Source organism: Curtobacterium sp. LFS084, from assembly GCF_047977705.1.
Lineage (GTDB): Bacteria > Actinomycetota > Actinomycetes > Actinomycetales > Microbacteriaceae > Curtobacterium.
On sequence record NZ_JBFPFM010000024.1, the window covers coordinates 1 to 21,158 of the forward strand.

A 21,158-nucleotide genomic window follows, 5' to 3' on the forward strand; every position below is an offset into this window, starting at 1 on the left:
GGTGCGGGTGCTGCCGGAGCGGGGCTCGACGACTGGGCGGAGGCTGGCGCGTGCAGGGCGGGAGCCGGCGCGTGCGCGGCGGGAGCGGGCGCGGCGAGAGCGGCGTGCGTCGGTGCGGCAGGGGCGGCGTGCGTCGGTGCGGCAGGGGCGGCGTGCGTCGGTGCGGCAGGGGCCGGAGCGGCAGGTGCGACAGCCGTCCGGACCGGATCGACGGCCCGCTCCACGGTGTGCCCGACCCCGCCGGCGACCCCGTGGACCGTGTCGCCGAGGCCGTCCACGGCCCCGCCGACCAGGCTGCGGTCGTGCGACTGCGCGGGCGTCGGTGCGGACGCCGCCGAGGCAGGTCGAGCCCCGAGGACGAGCGACAGCAGCACGAGGGCAGCCGCGATGCCGACGCCGAACACGACGTACCGGAGCACCACGCGCCAGGGTGCGCGCAACGGCTGGTCCATGCGCTCACCTCCTGATCTCGGCTGCGCACGTAGAGTGGTTGTCCGGCAATGTACGCCACTCGGTTCCGGATCGCATCCCGTTTCGGAAGAAATCGTCAGGAAAGGCCGGTCTTGGTCTCGATCTTCAACGCCCCCACGCGCAACCTGGACGTCGTCACGCTGCACGAGATCCTGCGCCTCCGGCAGGACGTGTTCGTGGTCGAGCAGGCCGCCGCCTACGCGGACATCGACGGCCGTGACCTCGAGCCCGGGACGCTGCAGTTCTGGGCGGGACAGGGCTCGGTCGACGCGACGCTCCGGCTCCTGCGAGAGGAGGACGGCACCGAGCGCATCGGCCGGGTCGCCACCGCGAAGGCCGCCAGGGGGCAGGGTCTGTCCTCGCGCCTGATGGAGGCCGCGATCGCCGAGGCACGCTCGGCGCGCATCGCGATCGACGCGCAGGCACACCTCGAGCAGTGGTACGCCCGCTTCGGGTTCGTGCGCTCGGGCGCCGACTTCAACGAGGACGGGATCCCGCACCTCCCGATGACCCGGACGCGCTGAGCCGCCCCGGTCAGAGGCTCCCGGGTCAGGCCCGCCAGCGCCGGAGCTCGTCGAACGAGCGGCCCTGCTGTGCACGGTCCGCGACGAGCCGTTCGAACACGATGTTCGTCTGCGTCGTCGCGACCGACGGGTCGCCGCTCAGCTCGTCGGCCACGAAGTCGCGCAGCTGCTCGGTCGACGTGCACGCGATGTGCACGAGGAAGTCCTTGTCGCCCGCGAGGAACGACACGTCCTGCACGACGGGCACCCGGAGCAGGCGCTTCGCGAAGTCCCGGAGCTCGTGGCGTGCGGCGGCGTGCACCCGCACCGAGACCATCGCCTCGATCGCGAAGCCGAGCCGGGCCACGTCCACGTCGGCCCGGTAGCCGCGGATCACCCCGGCGTCTTCGAGCGCCCGGACCCGCGTCAGGCACGTCGACGGTGCGATGCCGACCGCGGCGGCCAGCCGGTTGTTCGGGATGCGGGCGTCGGCGGCCAGGGTCCAGAGGATCCGCTCGTCGACCTCGTCGAGGCGCGGCACGGGGTCGGGGCGGCGGACGTGGCGATCGGACACGGCTCGACGCTACCGCGCCCCCGCACGACCGCGCGTCGACACGTCCGCGCCCCCACACGTCAGCGCGTCCGGCAGGCCCGCCAGCGCATGGCAGGACCGTGGTCTTCTCGGTGTGTGACCGTTCCGGTTCGTGATCCTCGGGATCCGCGAACCGGAACCGTCACGCGCCGGACGGAACTTCCCCGTCCGCGCCGCTCCTGAGAAGCCGCCGCTCCTGGGAACCCGCCGAACATGCGGACCGCCCCTGTGACGACCACCACCTCCGACGCGTCACCCTGGTGGGCGCGGACGATCGCGCCCCAGGAGCTGGAGACACCATGAGCACCGACCACGACGACACGACCACCGGCAAGCCGTCCTTCCGTGACACCGTCACAGCCGGGCTCGTGCAGAAGGCGCTCGAGCCGGTGCTGCGCGCCGTCCGCGACGAGGTCGCATCGGCACGACGTGAGATCGGTGAGCGGGTCAGCGGTGCGAAGTCCGGACTCGTGCTGACCGGCGTCGCCGTGGCCTTCGCGCTGACGACGCTCGTCCTGCTCGCCGGCTTCGTGGTGGCGCTGCTCGCCCTCGCGCTGCCCGTGTGGGCGGCGACCGGGGTCACGCTCGTCGTGTTCGCGGTCGTGACCGCCGTCCTCGCCGCGGTCGGGGTCCGGGGCATCCGTCGCGGTGTCCCGCCCGTGCCGACGGACACGATCCACGAGGCGAAGGACCGGATCACCGGGGCCTGAACGACGTCACTACATCGCGAGCGTCATGCCGACGACCGCGACGGTCATCGCGAAGACCTCGCCGCTCCGGACGGCTCGGCGGTCGTCCCGTGCCCACTCGTACCGGAGCAGCCACCCGCTGAAGGCGCAGTAGCCGATGACGCCCGCGCCGAGCACCGCACTGAGCGCGATGCCGTGCGCCGCGTGGTCGTCGGCGAGACCGGTGGCGTGCCCCATCAGGAGCATGCCCGACATCACGACCGCCGACAGTGCACGGTGGACGTCCATCGGCTCGGCACGGCGGCCGTCGGCGCGGCGGCGGCGCATGACCGGCAGCGGCGCGAGCAGGAGCAGCACCGTGGCTGCGAGGAGCGTCCACACCGCCCCGGCGTGCACGACGGGCAGGAGCATCGCGACGAGCATCACCGCCGCCGGCACGATCACGCCGGGGCGCGGTCGGTACCGGTCCCCCACGACGCAGCACACCGACGCGAACTGCGGCACGACGAGCATGGCGTCGGCGACGGTCTCGTGCACGGCGTGTCCTCGGGCGGCGGGGTGGTGCGGGGTCGGGTCAGTCCTCGGCGCGGGAAGCGGCCTTGGCGGCACGCTCCTGCTTCACGCGGGCGTTCTCCGCGTGCACCGCGGCCTGGGTCGCGCGCTCGCGGACGAGCCACTCGGGCTTCTGCTCGAGCAGCGTCTTGATCTCGGCCGTGGTGAGCGGTTCGTCGATGCCCGCACGGGTCAGCCCGGAGATCGACACGCCGAGCTTCTGCGCCACGACGGGTCGCGGGTGCGGTCCGTCGCGACGGAGGTCCTCGAGCCAGGTCGGGGGTTCCGTGCGGAGTTCGTCGAACGCGGTCCGGCTGATCGGCGCGTCCCGGAAGGTCTCCGGGGCGGCCGCCAGCAGGATGCCGAGCTTCTTCGCGGCCGTCTCGGGCTTCATGGTCTGTTCCTGCGCCATGGACACAAGGGTACGGCCCCTATGCTCGGTTGCATGACCGCGGCACTCACCATCGCCTTCGTGCCGGGGGTGTCCCCTGCGAAGTGGGCCCGCGTCTGGCGCGAACGCTTCCCCACGATCGAGCTCCGACTCCGCCCGATCGGCGCGGACGAGGTCGACGCCGCACTCGCCGGCGAGGCCGACATGGTCTTCGCCCGGGTCCCCGTCTCCGACACGCACAACGCCATCCCGCTCTGGACCGAGACCGCCGTCGTCGCGATGCCGAAGGACTCCCCGCTCGCGGACCTCGGCGAGGTCGACCTCGCCGCGACCGACGTCCACGTGGTGGACCCCGGCCCGGTGCCGGCCGACGTCGACGCCACCCTCGACCTGGTCGAGGCGAACGTCGGCGTGGCCGTCCTCCCCCAGTCGCTCTTCCGAGCCGCGAGCCGCAAGGAACTCGTCAGCCGCACGCTCGTCGGCTCGTCCGGCACCCGGATCGTGCTCGTCTGGCGCACCGAGGACGCGACCGACACGACCGAGGAGTTCATCGGCGTCGTGCGCGGACGCACCGCGAACAGCTCGCGGGGCGAGCAGGACCAGCCCGGAGGCGTGGCTCCGGACGAGAAGACCGGGTCGCGTCCGGCGAAGGGCGGCGGCAAGGCCGCACCGTCGAACGCGAAGACGGTCGCGAAGCGGGGCGCCACCAAGGGCACCGGTGGCAAGAGCGGCGGCGGGAAGAACTCGACCGGGCGCGGCCGCGTCCAGCGCGGCATGAAGGGCAAGCCGAAGCGCGGGTCGAAGGGCAACCGGTGACCGACACGCACCTCGTCCCGATGCCGACCGAGCGGCTGCCCGGCTGGCTCGAGAGCACGATGACCGAGTACGTCGCCTCCCGGATGCGCGCCGGCGAGACCCGGGAGCGCGCCGAGGCGAACAAGCAGGAGTCCCTGGACAAGTGGTTCCCGGACGGTGCGCCGCTGCCGGACCACCTCGTCTGGGACGTCACCGACGGCGCCGATGACGTCGTCGGGTACCTCTGGATCGGGCCGTTCGCCCCGGGCAGCGCCGAGTGGTGGGTGTTCGACGTCGAGATCCACGAGCCGTACCGGCGCCGTGGACACGCCCGCCGGGCACTCGAGCTCGCGCACGAGGCCGCCCGCGCACACGGAGCCCGTTCGATCGGCCTGAACGTCTTCGGCTACAACACCGGTGCGCAGGAGCTGTACGAGCAGCTCGGCTACGGCGTGACCGCGACGCAGATGCGTCTGCCGCTCGACTGACTCAGCGCATCACGGCCGCAGCGGCACGGGCGACGCGCTCGCCGCGGGAGTCCTCGGCGGCGGCCCGGGCGGCCGTCACCACCCGGGTGTCCGCGCGGACGGCGGAGCCGGCGTCGAACGGTGGCTGGGGGTCGTACTCGATCTGGAGCTGGATGGCCTCGGCCGCGGGGCGCCCGGCGAGCTCGGAGGCGAGCCACAGCGCCATGTCGATGCCGGCGCTGACCCCGGCCGCGGTGACGATCGCCCCGTCGTCGACCACGCGGTCGTCCACGGGCTGCGCGCCGAACGCCGCGAGCATCGGCTTCGACGCCCAGTGCGTCGTCGCACGCTTGCCGGCCAGCAGCCCGGCCGCGCCGATGACGAAGGCACCGGTGCAGACCGAGGTCACCCAGGTCGCCCGCTCGGCCTCGCGCCGGACGAAGCCGATCACCGCCGGGTCGAGCATCGCGTCGAAGGCTCCGTCGCCACCGGGGACCACCAGCACGTCCGCCGGGCTCGCGTCCGCGATGGTCGTGGTCGGCACGAGGGACAGGCCGCAGTCGCTCGGGACCGGGTCGAGGGTCGCCGCGACGTACTCCACGCGTGCCCCGGGGACGCGGGACAGCACCTGCGCGGGCCCGGTCAGGTCGAGCTGCGTCAGGCCCGGGAACAACAGGAACGCGATGCGGACCTCGGCGGGGTCGTGCGCCGGGGTGCGGGCATCGGCGTCGCCGGTCGGCTCGGGCGTCGGGACCTCGGCGTCGAGCGGCACCTCGACCACCTCGGACCCGACCGGGTGCACGGGGCGGACGCGCGGGTTCTCGGAGCTCATGGGGCGACCCTAGCCCTGCTCGCCCGGACCCGACGGGGTCAGGCCCAGACGCCGGAGGTCCCGCGCCGATGGCTGCCCACGAGGTGCGTGTCGACGATGCCCAGCGCCTCCATCAGCGCGAACATCGTGGTCGGTCCGACGAACGCGAAGCCGCGCTTCCGGAGCGCCTTCGACAGCGCGACGGACTCGTCCGAGGTCGTCGGGACGTCGGCGAAGGTGACCGGTTCCGGCGTCGCCCGGGGCCGGAACGACCACACGAAGTCCGACAGGCCGCCGTCCTGCCGCAGGGCGATCGTGGCGTTCGCGTTCGTGATCGTCGCGAGGATCTTCGCCCGGTTCCGCACGATCCCCGCGTCCGCCATGAGCCGTGCGACGTCGTCCTCGCCGAAGGCCGCCACCGTGTCGACGTCGAAGTCCGCGAAGGCCGCGCGGAACGCGGGGCGCTTCGCCAGGATCGTCCGCCACGAGAGCCCGGACTGGAACGCCTCGAGCGACAGCCGCTCGAACACGCCACGCTCGTCGCGCACCGGCATGCCCCACTCGGTGTCGTAGTAGTCGCGGAGCAGTGCGTCGCTCGACGCCCACACGGGCCGGGCGAGGCCGTCGTCACCCACGACGAGGTCGGACGGGGGTGCGGCGACGTGCTCGGAGCTCATGGCACCATCCTGGCCGTCGCCGCCGACACCCGTCCCCCGGTCATGCGGCGGGCGGGCCGTCCTCGACCGCCTGCTGGTCCATCCACACGTACTCCCAGCGGTGGCCGTCGGGGTCGAGGAAGCTCCGCTGGTACATGAAGCCGAGGTCCATCTCGGGGCGGTCCTCGGTCCCGCCGGCGCCGACCGCCGCGTCGACGATCCGGTGCACCTCGTCCTTCGAGGGGGCGCTCAGCGAGTTGATCACCTCGATCGTGTCCGCGTCGGCGATGGCCTTCGTGGTGAACTCGGCGAACTTCGGGTGGGTGAGCACCATGACGCAGATCGTGTCGCTCACCACGACGCACGCCGCGGTGTCGTCGCTGAACGCGGGGTTGATCGAGTAGCCGAGGGCCTCGTAGAACGCCTTCGATCGTTCGAGGTCGGCGACGGGCAGGTTGATGAAGACCATCGTGTCCACGGGAGATCCTTTCGTCCTGCCCAACCTGGCGCGCGCGGAGCCGGAGCGCAACCGTTCCACCGGCGAAGCAACCGGTCCGTGCGTCCCGGATCCACGCCGACCGCATGTGAGACGGACGGGAGGCGCGGTGCCAGCCGGCACCGCGCCTCCCGTCCGTCGATCAGCGCAGCCTGGTCAGTGGTCGCGGCCTTCGCCGGCGGCCTTCTGGTCCGCCTCCGCCTCGGCCTGGCCGATGATGTCCTCCGCCGGGACCGGGGCCAGCCGGTCCCAGAGGAAGAAGAGCAGCCCGCCGACGAGCATCGACAGTCCGACCCAGAGGTTGATGTGGATGCCGCCGGTCTTCTGCGGGTCGGTGTCCCAGTGGACGATGCCGACGATCGTGGTGATGACGCCGTAGACGACGAACAGGCCGCCGAGGATCCTGCGCAGGTCGAGTCGACGGGTGGAACGGACGAGGGCTGCCTTCTGCTCCTCGGTCATGGCGGTGGTGGTGTCGCTCATGGGAGATCTCCTTCGCGGGTCAGCGCGGGCCTAGAGGAACGGGAGGTAGAGGACGACGCACAGGATCAGTGCGACGGTGCCGAGCAGTGCCGGGGAGCGGTACCAGGCCGTGTCGGTCGCGACGGAGTCGCCGTGCAGGTCGATCTTGCCGACGCCGTACACGAGTCCTCCGAGCTCCCGCTCGTCCTTCGGCTTCGTCAGCATGGACACGACGAACCCGACGACCAGCACGGTGACGAACGAGATGATCGCGCCGTAGAGGGTCTCGGCGGTCGCGGTGGCGAACAGGTCCGGGTTGACGAGGTACGCGATCCACGTGACGGTCGGCGCCACGATGCCGAGGACGTACCCCCACAACGCACCGGCGGTCGTCATCCGCTTCCAGAGCAGACCGAGGATGAACACGGCGAACAGCGGCGCGTTGAAGAACGAGAACAGCGTCTGCATGTAGGTCATGATGTTCGACGCCTGCGCGGCGATGAACGCGGTCGCGATGCCGACGAGGACGCCGACGACGGTCACCCAGCGACCGGTCTTCAGGTAGTGCACGTCGGGCATGTTCGGCTTGATGTAGCGCTGCCAGATGTCGTACGTGAAGACGGTGTTGAACGACGACACGTTCGCCGCCATGCCGGCCATGAAGCTGGCGAGGAGGCCGGTGACCGCGACGCCGAGCACGCCCGTGGGCAGGTACATCTGGATGAGCTTCGGGATGGCGTCGTTGTAGTCGAGCGCGCCCGAGGCGAACTGGTTGCCGACGACCGCGGCGGCGATGAGGCCCGGGATCACGACGATGGCCGGGATGAAGAGCTTCGGGATCGCCGCGATGAGCGGGGTGCGACGGGCGGCGGACATGTTCTTCGCCGAGAACGCGCGCTGCACCTCGGTGAAGTTCGTCGTCCAGTAGCCGAAGCCGAGGACGAACCCGAGGCCGAGCACGATCGCGAGCCAGTTCGCACCGATCGGGTTGGTCACGTCGCCGAAGCCGGTGCCGGCCCACGCCTGCAGGTGCTGCACGCCCTGGGTCTCGGTGATGGCCTTCGACAGGCCGTCCCAGCCGCCGACGCGGTGCAGGCCGACGATCGTCAGCGGGATGAGCCCGGCGATGATCACGAAGAACTGCATGACCTCGTTGTAGATGGCGCTCGAGAGCCCGCCGAGGGTGATGTAGACGAGCACGAAGCCCGCGGACACGATGATCGCGAGCCACTCCGGCCAGCCGAGCATCGCCTCGATGACGATGGCCATCGCGTACAGGTTGATGCCGGCGATGAGCACGTTCGACACCGCGAACGCGATCGAGTTCACCAGGTGCGGGGCCTTGCCGAAGCGGCGGAGCATGAACTCCGGCACCGAGCGGACCTTCGACCCGTAGTAGAACGGCATCATCACGAGCCCGAGGAACACCATCGCGGGCACGGCGCCGACCAGGTAGTAGTGCAGGGTCGCCATGCCGATCTGGGCACCGTTGGCGGCCATGCCGAGGATCTCGGTCGCACCGAGGTTCGCGGACACGAACGCGAGGCCCGTGATCCACGCCGGCATCGAGCGCCCCGAGAGGAAGAAGTCCATGCTCGTCCGGACCTGCCGGCGGGCGGTGAACCCGATGCCGATGACCACCGCGAAGTACACGATGATCATCAGGTAGTCGACCCAGCCCAGATCGAGCCGGATCCCGTTGTTCGCTGCAGCGAGAACCATTCACACTCCACGTCGATGTGTTGCGATCGACAACTCTGCCGATCCGGACGGGAACGTTACACCGCTTTGTGACCGTTCACATAGCCGAGGCATGCATCGGCGCGCGTGGCGGCCACGGCCCTCGGTAGGCTCACCGCATGACCGAGCAGTCGCGCATCCTCGTCCTCAACGGCCCGAACCTGGACATCCTCGGTCGGCGCGACCCGGACCAGTACGGCACGGTGACGCTCGCCGAGATCGAGGCGATCGTGCACACCGAGGCCGCGGTGCACGGGCTCGAGGCGGACTTCCGGCAGACGAACCGCGAGGGCGAGCTGGTCGAGTGGCTGCACGAGGCGCTCGACGACTTCGCCGCCGTCGTCATCAACCCGGCCGGCTACGCACACACCTCGGTCGCGCTGCACGACGCGGTCGAGGCGCTGTCGGTCCCGGTGGTCGAGGTGCACCTGTCGAACACGTGGAAGCGCGAGCCGTTCCGGCACGTCGACCACGTCGCGACGGCCGCGACGGCCGTCATCGCCGGCGCCGGCGCCGACGGGTACCGCCTGGCGGTCGCGCACGTCGCGTCGCTCGTCGGCTGAGTCGGGTCCAGGAGGCGCGGTGCGGACCCGCTCCGCGCCTCCCATGCCGCGCGCGGCCGCATCCCGTACCCGGCACCCGGCGCCCGGCGCCCGGTTCTTCCCAGAACGCGCGCGATGGAACGTCGTTCCGGGCGTACTCGGTCGGAACGTTCGACCAGGTACGCCCGAATCGACCAGGTACGCCCGAATCGACCAGGTACGCCCGAATCGACCAGGTACGCCCGGACGGGGCGCTAGAAGTCGGCGGGGCGCCGGACGTCGGTCGTGGCGGCGGTGGCGAAGCCCCCGCGGATGAGCGGCAGCGCCCGCTGGACGGCCTGGTCGATGCGGAGCTCGAGGTCGACGTTCGCGATGTCGTAGCCGCCGTCGCGCTTGGTGAAGTCGCGCTCGTTGCCGAAGACGCCGATGGGCAGCGTGGTCGACTGGAAGAAGCCGAACAGCGGGCGCATCTGGTGCTCGACGAGCAGGGCGTGCCGATCGCTCCCGCCGGTCGCGGTGAGCAGCACCGGGGTGTCGACGAGGTCGTACTGCCCGATCCAGTCGAAGAAGAGCTTGAACGCACCCGAGTAGGCGGCGCGGAACGCCGGGCTGCCGACGACGAGGACGTCCGCCGCCTCGACGGTCTCGAGTGCGCGGCGGGTGCGGTCCGACATCGCCTCGCGGGACGGCGAGGCACCGAGGTCGGCGAGCAGCGGCCCGATCTCGATCGTCTCGGTGCGGGCGTCGTCGATCTCCTGCCCGAGGCGCGCCACCGTCGCCGCCACCAGGGTGGACGTCCGCGAGGGGTCCGAGGGGCTGCCACTGACGCCGACGACGAGTTCTCCGCTCATGGGGTCGATGCTCACACGACCGCGGTCCCGGCGGTCGGCGTGTGACGGCATGTGTCGGGTTCCAGGGGCGCCGCGTACCGTCCGCGCCATGCAGACGTTCCTGCCGCACCAGGACTTCCGCGCCTCGGCCGAGGCCCTCGACGACCGGCGCCTCGGCAAGCAGCGCGTCGAGACACTGCAGGTCATGCGGGCACTGACGCTGCCGGACTACGGCTGGCAGCACCACCCCGTCACGGCGATGTGGCGGGGCTACCGACCGGCACTCATGGCGTACCAGCGGGCCACCTGCGACGTCTGGACCGAGCGCGGACACGCCGACACGTGCCTCGCGAAGACCCTCGCGGACCTCGCGCTCGTCCCCGCGGACCTGGCGGCGTACGAGCGGGACGAGTACCCGGTGCCGCCGTGGAACGCTGACCCCGCCGTCCACCGATCGCACCGGTCGAAGCTCGTGCAGAAGGCGCCGGAGCACTACCGACCGCTGTTCCCGGACGTGCCGGACGACCTCGACTACGTGTGGCCGGGGACGGTCGCGCCGGTCACGCGATGACGACGAGCCTCCCAGCGCTCCTCAGGCGATCGGGGTCCAGCGACCGCCGTCACGGCGGGTGACCACGACGGACCGCACCTCAGCCGTCGTGCGCAGACCGGTCGCGGTGTGCTCCGCGACGGCCTCGGCGACGTCGTCGGACGGCGCCTCGAACCGGACGACGGCGCACGGGACACCGCGCAGTAGCCGGACGTCGCGGACCTCGACCACCACGAGCTCGGCGACGAGCCCGGCGGCGGTCGGCAGCACGGCATCAGGGGCGGTGTCGGCCGCGAGCGCACCGACGGCGAGGGTCACGCGGTACGAGGGCACGGGCCCACGCTAGCGCGCGCCGCCGCTGCCGCCGCGCACGAGCGTTCGGGCGCTCGTGCGCGTTGGCGCGGCGCACCCGGACCCGCCGTGGGCACAGGGGTTCCGGGCGTCGCACAGGGGAAGCGACGCCCGTGCCCACGACGGGTCACAGGTGCTGCGGAGCACGACGGATCAGGGGGTGCCGTGCCCCGCGCCGGACCGAGGTCAGGGGGCCTGGTCCGGCTCGTCGCACCGTGGCGTCCGCAGGGGGTCGGACGCGACGGTGCTGGTCCTCAAGGGTGTTCGGTGTCCTCTCGGTACCGGTCTGTCTCGGTCGGAGCGGGCATCGACCGTCGGGCCGCGGCGGGGCGGACCATGGGGAGCAGGCCGCTCCCGAGGGTCGCGAGGGCTCCGACGACGGCGATGAGCCCGAGCGGGGCGGTGCCGAGGTCGTGCTGCGCGGCCAGGACGAGCGCCACGACGGTCGCGGGAGCAGGGAGGAGCTGGACCGCCCGGAAGTGGTCCTCCTGCCGGACCCGAGTCGTCATCGCGTTTGCCATGTGAACACTCTGACGCACTTCGTCGGTCCGCAAAAGGGGGGACACCACCCCACTCATGGAGTAGAACGTCTAGTACACCCCTGGTGGGGCTCAAGCAAGCGCGCGGACCGTCCCGACCGCGGCCGCGACGGCGTCGACGACCACCGGGACGTCCGCCGTGGTGAGACCGGCGTCGAACGTCAGGCGCAGCGCCGTCCGGGCGACCTCGTCGGACAGGCCGAGCGCCGTCAGCACGTGCGAGGCCTCGGTGCTGCCGGCCGCGCACGCGCTCCCCGACGACGACACGACGTCGCGCTCCTCGAGCTCGAGCAGGACCGTCTCGCCGTTCACCCCGGGGAAGCAGAACGAGGCGTGCCCTGGCAGCCGCGCGGTCCGCGACCCGGTGACGAACGCACCGGGGACCGACCGGAGCACGCCGTCGAGCACGGCGTCCCGGGTGGTGGTCGCGGTCCGGGCCGCGTCGTCCCGGGTCGCGGCGACGAGCGCCGTGGCCGTGGCGACGCCGACGGCTCCCGCGACGTCCTCGGTGCCGGACCGCCTCCCCCGCTCCTGCCCGCCGCCGTGCAGCAGCGGTTCGAGCGGCACGCCGGACCGGACGGCGAGAACCCCGGTGCCCTTCGGCGCGCCGAGCTTGTGGCCGGAGACGGACACCGCGTCGACGCCGAGCACGTCGAGTCCGACGGGCAGCCACGGCGCCGACTGGACCGCGTCGGTGTGGAACCGCGCCCCGACGCCGTGCGCGACCTCGGCGAGCGCCGGCACGTCCTGCACGGTACCGATCTCGTTGTCGGCGTGCGCGATCGAGACGAGGGTGGTGTCCGGACGGAGCCCTGCCCGGAGGACGTCCGGCGTGACGACGCCCTCGCGGTCCACGGGCAGGACGGTGACGTCGAACCCGTGGAAGCGCTCGAGGTACCGGCAGCTCTCGAGCACCGCCTCGTGCTCGATCGCACTGGTGACGACGTGGCGTCCGCGCGGGTCGGCGAGCGCGATGCCCTTCACCGCGGTGTTCGCGCCCTCGGTGCCCCCGGTGGTGAACACGACCTCGGCCGGGCGGCACCCGAGGACCGCGGCGACCGTCGCCCGGGCGTCGGCGAGGCCACGTGCGGCGGCGTCGCCCACCGCGTGCGTGGACGACGGGTTGCCGAACGTCCCGGTCAGGTACGGCCACATCGCCTCGAGCACCTCGCGGCGGACCGGCGTCGTGGCCGCTCGGTCCAGGTAGAACACCTCAGACGCCGGCGGTCGCGGCGACGGACACGTCGATGTCGAGGCCGAGGTCGAGCGCGCGTGCCGAGTGGGTGAGCGCGCCCACCGAGATGACGTCGACCCCGGTGGCGGCGATGGCGGCGACCGTGTCGAGGGAGACCCCGCCGGAGGCCTCGACGAGGGCGCGCCCGGCGACGACGGCGATCCCGTCCCGGAGCTGGTCGGTCGTGAAGTTGTCGAGCATGATCGTGTCGACGCCGGCCGCGACGACGGGTTCGATCTGGTCGATCCGGTCCACCTCGACCTCGAGGTGGACGGTGTGGCCGAGCCGTTCGCGCGCCGTGGCGATCGCGTCCTGGATGCCGATGCCGCCGGCGAGCAGCACCGCGAGGTGGTTGTCCTTCGCGAGCACCGCGTCGGACAGCGACGTCCGGTGGTTGTGGCCGCCGCCGCACCGTACGGCGTAGCGCTCGAGCGCCCGCAGGCCCGGCGTGGTCTTCCGGGTGTCCACGATCCGGGCGCGAGTGCCGGCGACCGCCGCCACGAAGGTCGCCGTCGCGGTCGCGATGCCGGACATCCGCTGCGCGAGGTTCAGCGCGACGCGCTCGGCCCGGAGGACCGACCGCGCGGGCCCGGTCACCGTCGCGAGGACGTCCCCGGCGGCGAAGCGGCTGCCGTCCGGCGCGTGCAGCACCGCGTCGATCGTGGGGTCGACGGCGTGCATGACCTGGACGAACACGTCACCGCCGCTCAGGACGCCGGGCTCCCGCGCGGTGAGGGTCGCCGTCGCGGTGGCGTCCGCCGGGATGAGCGTCTCGCTCGTGACGTCACCCCAGGGGGCGTCCTCCTCGAGCGCGGTGTCGATGACGCGCCGGAGGGCGTGCGGCGGGATCGTGCCGGGGTCGACGGTCATGCGGGTACCTCCTGCGGGACGGCTGCGTGCTGGGCGACCCAAGCGCGGGACGCGGGGGCTGCGGGGTCGGTGTCGGGGTGGTCGGTGCGGGCGTGGGCGCCGCGGGACTCGGTCCGGGCCTCGGCGGCGACGGTGGTGATGCGGGCGAGGTCGAGGAGCGCTCGGTCCTCGAGGTCACGGACGCCGGTCGGTGCCGGGGCGACGAGGGCGGCCAGGTCCGCTCGCGCGCTCGCGAGACCGGTCGCGTCGCGGAGGAGCCCCACCCGGTCCGTCATGACGGACTGCACCGCCTGCCGGAGGGCGGTGCCGTCGGTCGGACGAGCCGCGCCTCCTGGCCGGGTCGGACGGGAGGCGCGGCTCGCCTCGACCGCACCGGTCACGCTGGTGACGGGGAGCGTCGCGTCGCCGCGGAGGCGGAGTCGGTCGGGTCGCGGGACGGCGAGCGCGTCCGCTGCGCGGACCGCGAAGACGAGGCCCTCGAGCAGGGAGTTCGAGGCGAGACGGTTCGCGCCGTGGACACCCGTGCAGGCGACCTCGCCGATCGCGAACAGGCCCGGCAGGCTCGTCCGTCCCTCGGCGTCGGTGACGATCCCGCCCATCGCGTAGTGGGCGGCGGGGGCGACCGGGACGCCCTCGCGGGTCCAGTCGAACCCGGCCGACCGGGTGGCGCGGGTGAGCCCGGGGAAGCGTCGGACGAGGAACGCGGGGTCGAGGCCGGTCGCGTCGAGGAGCACGGGCTCGCCGCCCTGCTCCCGGAGGGCGGCCGCGATGCCCCGGGCGACGACGTCGCGGGGGGCGAGCTCGGCGTCGGGGTGGACGTCCGCCATGAAGCGGCGCCCGCGGGCATCGCGGAGCACGGCGCCCTCGCCGCGGACCGCCTCGGACACGAGCCCGCCGCCCGCGACCGCGAGCCGGGTCGGGTGGAACTGCACGAACTCCAGGTCGGCCAGGACCGCACCGGCACGCCAGGCGGCCGCCTGCCCGTCGCCCGTCGCGACGAGCGGGTTCGTCGTCTCGCGGTAGAGGTGCCCGGCGCCGCCGGAGGCGAGCACGACGGCGTCGGCGTCGATCCGCCGCGGTTCGCCGAGCAGGTCGAGGACGTCGACCCCGACGACCGCGCCGTCGCGGACGACGAGGTCGGCGAGGCAGGTCCGTTCGAGGATCGTGACGTGTCGGCGGTGCAGGGCGCCGACGAGGGTCGCCTCGATGGCCGCGCCGGTCGCGTCGCCGTCGGCGTGCACGACGCGCCACCGACCGTGCGCGGCCTCGCGCCCGCGGGCGAGGTCGTCGCCGTACTTGTCGAGGCTCGCCGGGTCAGCGGTGCGGTCGAACGGCACCCCGAGGGCGAGCAGATCCCGCACCCGCGCGGGACCGTCCGTGCAGAGCACCTCGACCGCTCGGACGTCGGCGCTGCCCGCGGCGGCCACGTGCGTGTCGGCGATGTGGAGCGCGGCGGAGTCGTCGGCGCCGAGCGCCACCGCGACACCGCCCTGGGCGTACGCCGTCGCCCCGTCGGCGAGCGTCCCCTTCGTCACCAGGGTGACGTCGTGGCGGGCGCTCGCACGGATCGCTGCGGTGAGTCCGGCGATGCCGGAGCCGACGATGACGACGTGCACGGGTGCTTCCTCGGTTCTCCAGGCTCGGGGTTCAGGCTCGGGGTTCAGGCTCGGGGTTCAGGCTCGCGGCTTCGCGGCGAGCATGCGCTCGAGGGCGACCTTGGCGTCGGCCTGGACGTCAGCCGGCACGACGATCTCGTTGAGGACCTCGCCGTCGACGAGCGCCTCGAGCACCCACGCCAGGTAGCCCGGGTGGATCCGGTACATCGTCGAGCAGGGGCAGACGACCGGGTCGAGGCAGAAGATCGTGTGCTGCGGGTACTCGGCGGCGAGCCGGTTCACCATGTTGATCTCGGTGCCGATCGCGAAGGTGGTCGGCTCGGTGGCGGCGGCGACGGTCTTCCGGATGAGGTCGGTGCTGCCGGCGTGGTCGGCGGCGTCGACGACGGCCATCGGGCACTCGGGGTGCACGATCACCTGGACGCCCGGGTGCTCGCGGCGTGCCTGGTCGATCTGGTCGACGGTGAAGCGGCGGTGCACCGAGCAGAAGCCGTGCCACAGCACGACCCTGGCGTCCTGCAGGGTCTGGGCGTCGTTGCCGCCGAGGGGCTTCCGGGGGTTCCACATCGGCATCAGGTCGGTGCTGATGCCCATCGCCTTGGCGGTGTTCCGGCCGAGGTGCTGGTCGGGGAAGAACAGGACGCGCTGCCCGCGCTCGAACGCCCACTCGAGCACGGTGGCCGCGTTCGACGAGGTGCACACGATCCCGCCGTGCCGCCCGCAGAACGCCTTGAGGTCCGCGGCGGAGTTCATGTACGTGACGGGGATGACCGGCACCCGGCCGTCGGCATCGGGCTCGGTGCCGTAGACCTGCTCGAGTTCCGCCCAGGCCGCCTCGACGCTGTCGATGTCGGCCATGTCCGCCATCGAGCAGCCCGCGGCGAGGTTCGGCAGGATCACGCGCTGGTCGTCGCGGGCGAGGATGTCCGCCGTCTCGGCCATGAAGTGCACGCCGCAGAACACGATGGCCTCGGCGTCGGGCTTCGTCAGCGCGGCGTTCGCGAGCTGGAACGAGTCACCGAGGAAGTCCGCGTGCCGCACGACCTCGTCGCGCTGGTAGAAGTGCCCGAGCACCACGACCCGGTCGCCGAGGGTCGCCTTCGCGCGCTCGATGCGCTCGTGCAGCTCGTCGACCGGCGCGTTCCGGTACTCGTCCGGGATGACGCCCTGCCGGGGCGCGGAGGTCGGGATGACGTCGGACATCGACGACCCGGGTCCGTACCCGGGTCGGGCGTCGAAGTCCCACGTCGGCATCGCGAGGTCGGGCGTGCAGGTGCTGCCGGCGGCCTGACCGTTGGAGATCAGTTCGATGGTGGTGGCGATGGACACGGGCGTTCCTTCGGTTCTACGGCTTCTTGCCCTGCTGCAGCGGGCCGTTGTCCGCGTAGGCCAGGTCGGGGTTCGAGCGGTACAGCCGAGCCGGACGGTGCCGACCCCCGCTCGTGGTCTCGTCCGTCGGCAGGATCGCGTCGGTCTTCTCGACCTGACGACGGAAGTTCGCGGGGTCGAGCGCACGCCCGAGCACCGCCTCGTACACCCCGCGGAGCTCGGCGAGGGTGAACCGGTCCCCCAGGAACGCCTGCGCGATCCGGGAGTACGACATCTTGTTGCGGAGGCGCCAGAGCGCGTACTCGGCGATGCGGTCGTGGTCGAACGCGAGCGGCGGGTGCTCGTCGGCGAGGAACCACCGCACGTTCCAGTCGTCCGGCACCGTGCTCGCCTCGTCCGGGTGGACGAGGGCCCAGTAGACGATCGACACGACGCGGCTCGGTGAGCGGTCGACGTCGCCGAAGGCGTAGAGCTGCTCGAGGTAGCGCGGCTGGACGTTCGTGGTCTCGCGGAGGCGGGCGGCGGCGGAGTCCTCGAGCCCCTCGTCCGGCCGGACCCACCCGCCGGGGAGCGCCCATGATCCCTCGTACGGCTCGGCCACCCGGCGCACGAGCGGCATCCAGAGCGCCGGGGCGCCGGTGTCCGGGTGCGGGCGCAGCGCGACGATCACGGTCGAGACCGCGACGCGGATGGGGAGCTCGGCAGATAGTGTCATGATGACTCGAAGTGTTCGGGTTGCGATGACACTATCACCGGGTTTCACGAGACGGAAACAGCCACGAAAACTCCTGGTCGGACCGCGCGCCTACATTGAGCCGCATGACTACGGTGACGAGGATGCACGCCGTCGTGTCGGGGACGGTCCAGGGGGTCGGTTTCCGGTACTGGACCGCGCGGAAGGCCGACGGACTCGAACTCGCCGGGTACGCCCGGAACCTGTTCGACGGCACGGTCGAGGTCGAGGCGGAAGGGCCGGCGCCCGCGGTCGACGCGCTGATGACGTTCATCCGGACCGGGCCGCCGTCCGCCGAGGTGACCGACGTGTCCTGCCGCCCGGTGGTGCCGCACGGCGACGTGGAGGGCTTCGCGATCCTGCACTGATCCTCGCGGGACCGCGGCGCGTGGGAGCGGGACCGCCGCGCGTCGGAGCGGGACCACGGCGCGCGCCCGGCGGCGCGGATGTCGGACGGAAGCGGAATAATCGAATCCACTCAGGCGGTTGCCCTGTCTGCGCTCGTCGCGCCCCCTCGTCCCACCAGTCGTGATCCACCAGGAGCCCCGCATGACCCAGGCCGTCGATTCCGCACCCCGCACCGGGAGCGTCGCGCAGCCCTCCGCCGGCGAGACCCGACTCGTGATCGGGCTGCTGCTGGTCTCGGCGTTCGTCGTGATCCTCAACGAGACGATCATGGGCGTCGCCCTGCCGCGGCTCATGGACGACCTCGACATCAGCGCCGCGACCGGGCAGTGGCTCACCACCGGGTTCCTGCTCACGATGGCGGTCGTCATCCCGATCACCGGGTTCCTGCTGCAGCGCTTCAACACCCGGCCGGTGTTCGTCTGGGCGATGAGCCTGTTCTCCGCCGGCACCCTGATCGCGCTGCTCGCGCCGGGCTTCTCGATGCTGCTCCTCGGCCGCATCGTGCAGGCCAGCGGCACCGCGATCATGATGCCGCTGCTCATGACGACGGTGCTCACGCTCATCGAGCCCGCGCACCGCGGCCGCGTGATGGGCAACATCTCGATCGTCATCTCCGTCGCCCCGGCGATCGGCCCGACGATCTCGGGCCTCATCCTCAACGCCTTCTCGTGGCGGTGGCTCTTCGGCTTCGTGCTGCCGATCGCGCTCGCCGCGCTGGTGCTCGGCATGGTCAAGGTCCGCAACGTCTCGACGCCCCGGAAGGCGCCGCTCGACGTGCTCTCGGTCGTGCTGTCCGCCTTCGCGTTCGGCGGGATCGTCTACGGCCTGTCGAGCATCGGCGAGGCCGGCTCGACCGGTCCGCTCGTGCCGGTCGCGTCGCTCGTGGTCGGTGCCGTCGCCCTCGCCCGGTTCGTCGTCCGGCAGACCCGCCTGCAGCGCGCGGACCGGGCACTGCTCGACCTCCGCACGTTCCGGACGAAGGGTTTCACGATCCCGATCGTCGCGATGGGCCTCAGCTTCATGGCGATGTTCGGCACCCTGATCCTGCTGCCGATCTACCTCGAGCGGGTCCTCGGGCTCGACGTGCTGAACGTCGGCCTGCTCCTGCTGCCCGGCGGGCTCATCATGGGGCTGCTGTCCCCGGTCGTCGGGCGCATCTACGACCGCCGCGGCCCGCGGGTGCTCCTCATCCCGGGCGCGATCATCGTCAGCGCCGTCCTCTGGGGGCTCTCGACGGTGGGCGTGGACACCAGCGTGTGGTTCGTCCTCGGCGCCCACGTCGTCCTGAGCATCGGGCTCGCGCTCACCTTCACGCCGCTGTTCACCGCGGCGCTCGGCGGCCTGCCCCCGAAGCTCTACTCGCACGGCAGCGCGGTCCTCGGCACGGCGCAGCAGCTCGCCGGAGCGGCCGGGACGGCCCTGTTCGTCACCCTGCTCACCATCGGCGCCTCGGGTGCCGCGGCGGGCAGCGGCGCCGCCGGCCTCGCCGAGGCGACGGCGTCCGGCGTCCGGACGGCGTTCCTCGTCGGCGCGGTGATCTCGCTCTTCGGGATCGCGATGTGCTCCCTCGTGCGGCGACCGGCCACCCCGGACGGCGCCCCGGCACCGTCGATGCACTGACGGTTCCCGCCTCCGCCAGGCGGCGCGTGGCATCGTGGGCGACATGCGGTCGACGACGAGCGAGCTGAACTGGTCCGGCACGGTCACCTACACGGCCGAACGGGTCCTCCGTCCGTCGTCGATCGACGAGGCCGCCGAGATCGTCGCCCGCTCCCCCCGGGTGCACGGTCTCGGCACCCGGCACTCGTTCAACGACGCGCCGGACGCGCCCGGTGTGCTGCTCGACCTCACCGGCATCCCGGTCGACCTCGAGGTCGACGCGGGGAGGCGGACGGTCACGATGGGTGCCGGGACGCGCTACGGCGTCGTCGCGCCCGAGATCGACCGCGCCGGGTTCGCCCTGCACAACACGGGGTCGCTCCCACACATCTCGATCGCCGGCGCGATCGCGACCGGCACCCACGGGTCCGGCACCGCCCTCGGCTCGCTCAGCACCGCGGTCCGGTCGTTCGAGGTGCTCGGACCCGACGGCGCGGCACGGACGATCGACCGCGACGACCCGACGTTCGACGGCGCCGTGCTCCACCTCGGCCTGCTCGGTGTCCTCACCCGCGTCACCCTCGACGTCCAGCCGACGTACCGGATGCGCCAGGACACCTACGGCCCGATCCCCTGGGACACCTTCACGGCCCACGTCGCCGAGGTCCACGCCGCCGCGACGTCGGTCTGCTCGTACACGGTGTTCGGCGACGCGGTGACCGAGGTGCTGCTGAAGTCCCGCGTCCCCGACGGCGAGGACGACGTGGCCGTCCCGGACGACCTGTTCGGCGCGCCCCGGCTGCCCGGTTCGCCCGGCGACGGGCACCACACCGCCCGGGACGGCTCGGTCGGGCCGTGGTGGGACCGGCTGCCGCACTTCCCGATCGACTCCGTGCCGAGCCACGGCTCCGAGGTGCAGAGCGAGCACTTCGTCCCGCTCCGGCACGCCGGCGCCGCACTCGATGCCGTCCGGACCATGGCCGACCGCATCCAGCCGCACCTGCACGTGTGCGAGATCCGCACGATGGCGGCGGACCCGTTCTGGCTCAGCCCGACCCAGGGCGAGGACGTGCTCTGCATCGCGTTCACCTGGCAGAAGCACCCCGCCGAGGTCGCCCGACTGCTGCCCGACCTCGAGGCGCTGCTCGCACCGTTCGACGGCCGCCCGCACTGGGGGAAGATGAGCTCGCTCGACGGCGCCGCGATCGCGCCGGTGTACCCGCGCCTGCCGGACTTCCGCGACCTCGTCCGGGCCGCGGACCCCGACCGGACGTTCGCGTCCGCGTTCGGCGAGCGGATCCTGGGGACCTGACCCGCGCCTCCAGGCCGTCCGCCGTCCGCGGTCCGCGGTCCGCGGGCGCGTCGCCACCTCACCCGATCGGCGTGACGGTCCTGGACGCGCCGTCCCAGTGCCGGACCCCACCGATCACCAGCTCCTCCGGCAGCGGCGCGTCGCGGAGGGCGGCGACCGCGGCCGCGACGTCGCCGTCCCGGACGCGCCGCGCGAACGTCAGGTGCGGCGACCAGGCGCCGGGTGCGGTGGTGCCCGCGGCGCCGGGAGCGGCCCGGTGGACGGCCTCGTGGAAGGCGGCGAGCGCACCATCGACGACGACCGCCCGCGCGAGCACGCTCCGGCCCGTGCCTGCGGGGAAGAGCAGGACCCCACCGAGGCGGAGCCGCGACGGCACCGGCACGTCGAACGCGTCGGGGACCGCCAGTTCGTCGCCGGCGGCCAGCGTCACGTGCGGGCTGTTCGTGTCCGAGCGACCGAGGCTCGGCAGGTCCGCGTCGACGAGCGCCTGCCACGCCGCACGCACGGCGGCGTCCGACGACGGTCCGAGGACGAGTTCGAGGCTGCGCACCCTCCGAGTGAACCAGCGAGCCGTGTGACACGGATGTAACACGGCGGAACGCAACTCGCACCCGCCCGAC

26 protein-coding genes and 1 pseudogene are annotated in these 21,158 nt (G+C 72.6%); 9 read left to right on the top strand and 18 right to left on the bottom strand.

Translation table 11 applies throughout. The features are described 5' to 3' along the window. Nucleotides 1–452 (bottom strand): annotated as a pseudogene (locus ACNQOV_RS12565) (hypothetical protein); the annotation flags it as partial. Nucleotides 453–563: 111 nt separating this feature from the next. On the opposite strand from ACNQOV_RS12565, the gene ACNQOV_RS12570 reads away from it, so the two are divergent. Then, nucleotides 564–995 (top strand): GNAT family N-acetyltransferase, encoded by a 432-nt coding sequence (locus tag ACNQOV_RS12570; protein WP_022908232.1) that lies wholly within the window; start codon nucleotides 564–566, stop codon nucleotides 993–995. Between the two features lie 25 nt (nucleotides 996–1,020). On the opposite strand, the gene ACNQOV_RS12575 is transcribed toward ACNQOV_RS12570, so the two are convergent. Beyond that, on the bottom strand, nucleotides 1,021–1,548 hold the full coding sequence (locus ACNQOV_RS12575) for an Lrp/AsnC family transcriptional regulator (protein WP_022908233.1): 528 nt from the start codon (nucleotides 1,546–1,548) through the stop codon (nucleotides 1,021–1,023). A gap of 317 nt (nucleotides 1,549–1,865) precedes the next feature. On the opposite strand from ACNQOV_RS12575, the gene ACNQOV_RS12580 reads away from it, so the two are divergent. Beyond that, complete coding sequence (locus ACNQOV_RS12580; RefSeq protein ID WP_402269207.1) at nucleotides 1,866–2,276, top strand: phage holin family protein; 411 nt, start codon at nucleotides 1,866–1,868, stop codon at nucleotides 2,274–2,276. Between the two features lie 9 nt (nucleotides 2,277–2,285). On the opposite strand, the gene ACNQOV_RS12585 is transcribed toward ACNQOV_RS12580, so the two are convergent. Together ACNQOV_RS12585 and ACNQOV_RS12590 are read right to left on the bottom strand one after the other, a co-directional pair. Then, complete coding sequence (locus ACNQOV_RS12585; protein ID WP_022908235.1) at nucleotides 2,286–2,792, bottom strand: hypothetical protein; 507 nt, start codon at nucleotides 2,790–2,792, stop codon at nucleotides 2,286–2,288. Nucleotides 2,793–2,829: 37 nt separating this feature from the next. Next, entirely contained in the window at nucleotides 2,830–3,219 is a 390-nt protein-coding gene (locus ACNQOV_RS12590) for a DUF5997 family protein (protein WP_022908236.1), read from the bottom strand. Between the two features lie 33 nt (nucleotides 3,220–3,252). On the opposite strand from ACNQOV_RS12590, the gene ACNQOV_RS12595 reads away from it, so the two are divergent. Further along, the gene (locus ACNQOV_RS12595) at nucleotides 3,253–4,014 is read left to right on the top strand and encodes a LysR family transcriptional regulator substrate-binding protein (protein WP_416394819.1); all 762 of its coding nucleotides are present in this window, start codon (nucleotides 3,253–3,255) and stop codon (nucleotides 4,012–4,014) included. After that, nucleotides 4,011–4,481 (top strand): GNAT family N-acetyltransferase, encoded by a 471-nt coding sequence (locus tag ACNQOV_RS12600; RefSeq protein WP_416394821.1) that lies wholly within the window; start codon nucleotides 4,011–4,013, stop codon nucleotides 4,479–4,481. The genes ACNQOV_RS12595 and ACNQOV_RS12600 overlap by 4 nt, the downstream gene beginning before the upstream one ends. A 1-nt stretch (nucleotide 4,482) precedes the next feature. Here the strand turns inward: ACNQOV_RS12600 and ACNQOV_RS12605 are convergent, their stop codons facing one another. From ACNQOV_RS12605 to ACNQOV_RS12625, 5 genes are all read right to left on the bottom strand, one after another. Then, entirely contained in the window at nucleotides 4,483–5,292 is an 810-nt protein-coding gene (locus tag ACNQOV_RS12605) for a DJ-1/PfpI family protein (protein ID WP_083858046.1), read from the bottom strand. Nucleotides 5,293–5,330: 38 nt separating this feature from the next. Further along, a complete protein-coding gene (locus ACNQOV_RS12610) occupies nucleotides 5,331–5,948 on the bottom strand; it encodes a DNA-3-methyladenine glycosylase I (RefSeq protein WP_022908239.1) in 618 nt (205 codons plus the stop codon). Between the two features lie 40 nt (nucleotides 5,949–5,988). Further along, nucleotides 5,989–6,396, bottom strand: coding sequence for a VOC family protein (locus ACNQOV_RS12615; protein ID WP_416394892.1), 408 nt, complete (start codon nucleotides 6,394–6,396; stop codon nucleotides 5,989–5,991). Between the two features lie 183 nt (nucleotides 6,397–6,579). Continuing rightward, entirely contained in the window at nucleotides 6,580–6,906 is a 327-nt protein-coding gene (locus ACNQOV_RS12620; RefSeq protein ID WP_022908241.1) for a hypothetical protein, read from the bottom strand. Between the two features lie 30 nt (nucleotides 6,907–6,936). After that, nucleotides 6,937–8,607, bottom strand: coding sequence for a sodium:solute symporter family protein (locus tag ACNQOV_RS12625; RefSeq protein ID WP_022908242.1), 1,671 nt, complete (start codon nucleotides 8,605–8,607; stop codon nucleotides 6,937–6,939). Between the two features lie 137 nt (nucleotides 8,608–8,744). Between ACNQOV_RS12625 and aroQ the strand changes: the two genes are divergently transcribed. After that, nucleotides 8,745–9,188, top strand: coding sequence for a type II 3-dehydroquinate dehydratase (gene aroQ / locus ACNQOV_RS12630; RefSeq protein WP_402269197.1), 444 nt, complete (start codon nucleotides 8,745–8,747; stop codon nucleotides 9,186–9,188). A gap of 233 nt (nucleotides 9,189–9,421) precedes the next feature. Here the strand turns inward: aroQ and ACNQOV_RS12635 are convergent, their stop codons facing one another. Continuing rightward, nucleotides 9,422–10,018 carry an NAD(P)H-dependent oxidoreductase gene (locus tag ACNQOV_RS12635; protein WP_031263125.1) on the bottom strand — a complete coding sequence of 199 codons (597 nt, stop codon included), beginning with the start codon at nucleotides 10,016–10,018 and terminating at the stop codon, nucleotides 9,422–9,424. Between the two features lie 88 nt (nucleotides 10,019–10,106). On the opposite strand from ACNQOV_RS12635, the gene ACNQOV_RS12640 reads away from it, so the two are divergent. Next, the gene (locus tag ACNQOV_RS12640) at nucleotides 10,107–10,568 is read left to right on the top strand and encodes an MSMEG_6728 family protein (protein WP_416394824.1); all 462 of its coding nucleotides are present in this window, start codon (nucleotides 10,107–10,109) and stop codon (nucleotides 10,566–10,568) included. A gap of 21 nt (nucleotides 10,569–10,589) precedes the next feature. On the opposite strand, the gene ACNQOV_RS12645 is transcribed toward ACNQOV_RS12640, so the two are convergent. From ACNQOV_RS12645 to ACNQOV_RS12675, 7 genes are all read right to left on the bottom strand, one after another. Further along, complete coding sequence (locus tag ACNQOV_RS12645) at nucleotides 10,590–10,880, bottom strand: hypothetical protein (protein WP_416394826.1); 291 nt, start codon at nucleotides 10,878–10,880, stop codon at nucleotides 10,590–10,592. A gap of 272 nt (nucleotides 10,881–11,152) precedes the next feature. Beyond that, complete coding sequence (locus tag ACNQOV_RS12650) at nucleotides 11,153–11,419, bottom strand: hypothetical protein (protein ID WP_416394828.1); 267 nt, start codon at nucleotides 11,417–11,419, stop codon at nucleotides 11,153–11,155. 90 nt (nucleotides 11,420–11,509) lie between these two features. Continuing rightward, nucleotides 11,510–12,649, bottom strand: a complete 1,140-nt coding sequence (locus ACNQOV_RS12655; RefSeq protein WP_416394830.1) for a cysteine desulfurase family protein — start codon at nucleotides 12,647–12,649, stop codon at nucleotides 11,510–11,512. 1 nt (nucleotide 12,650) lies between these two features. Then, entirely contained in the window at nucleotides 12,651–13,541 is an 891-nt protein-coding gene (gene nadC, locus ACNQOV_RS12660; RefSeq protein ID WP_416394832.1) for a carboxylating nicotinate-nucleotide diphosphorylase, read from the bottom strand. Next, on the bottom strand, nucleotides 13,538–15,157 hold the full coding sequence (gene nadB, locus ACNQOV_RS12665) for an L-aspartate oxidase (protein WP_416394834.1): 1,620 nt from the start codon (nucleotides 15,155–15,157) through the stop codon (nucleotides 13,538–13,540). Before nadB ends, nadC begins: the two co-directional genes overlap by 4 nt. Nucleotides 15,158–15,214: 57 nt before the next feature. Continuing rightward, complete coding sequence (gene nadA / locus ACNQOV_RS12670; protein WP_416394836.1) at nucleotides 15,215–16,486, bottom strand: quinolinate synthase NadA; 1,272 nt, start codon at nucleotides 16,484–16,486, stop codon at nucleotides 15,215–15,217. Between the two features lie 16 nt (nucleotides 16,487–16,502). Further along, on the bottom strand, nucleotides 16,503–17,201 hold the full coding sequence (locus ACNQOV_RS12675; protein ID WP_402269183.1) for an NUDIX hydrolase: 699 nt from the start codon (nucleotides 17,199–17,201) through the stop codon (nucleotides 16,503–16,505). A gap of 104 nt (nucleotides 17,202–17,305) precedes the next feature. On the opposite strand from ACNQOV_RS12675, the gene ACNQOV_RS12680 reads away from it, so the two are divergent. The 3 genes from ACNQOV_RS12680 to ACNQOV_RS12690 all read left to right on the top strand — a co-directional run bounded on the left by ACNQOV_RS12680 (nucleotide 17,306) and on the right by ACNQOV_RS12690 (nucleotide 20,538). After that, the gene (locus ACNQOV_RS12680) at nucleotides 17,306–17,587 is read left to right on the top strand and encodes an acylphosphatase (protein ID WP_031263127.1); all 282 of its coding nucleotides are present in this window, start codon (nucleotides 17,306–17,308) and stop codon (nucleotides 17,585–17,587) included. A gap of 181 nt (nucleotides 17,588–17,768) precedes the next feature. Further along, nucleotides 17,769–19,247, top strand: a complete 1,479-nt coding sequence (locus ACNQOV_RS12685; RefSeq protein WP_416394839.1) for an MDR family MFS transporter — start codon at nucleotides 17,769–17,771, stop codon at nucleotides 19,245–19,247. A 43-nt stretch (nucleotides 19,248–19,290) separates the two neighbouring features. Continuing rightward, the gene (locus tag ACNQOV_RS12690) at nucleotides 19,291–20,538 is read left to right on the top strand and encodes a D-arabinono-1,4-lactone oxidase (protein WP_416394841.1); all 1,248 of its coding nucleotides are present in this window, start codon (nucleotides 19,291–19,293) and stop codon (nucleotides 20,536–20,538) included. A 58-nt stretch (nucleotides 20,539–20,596) separates the two neighbouring features. On the opposite strand, the gene ACNQOV_RS12695 is transcribed toward ACNQOV_RS12690, so the two are convergent. Further along, nucleotides 20,597–21,088, bottom strand: coding sequence for a 2'-5' RNA ligase family protein (locus ACNQOV_RS12695; protein ID WP_416394843.1), 492 nt, complete (start codon nucleotides 21,086–21,088; stop codon nucleotides 20,597–20,599). Between the last annotated feature and the right edge of the window lie 70 nt (nucleotides 21,089–21,158).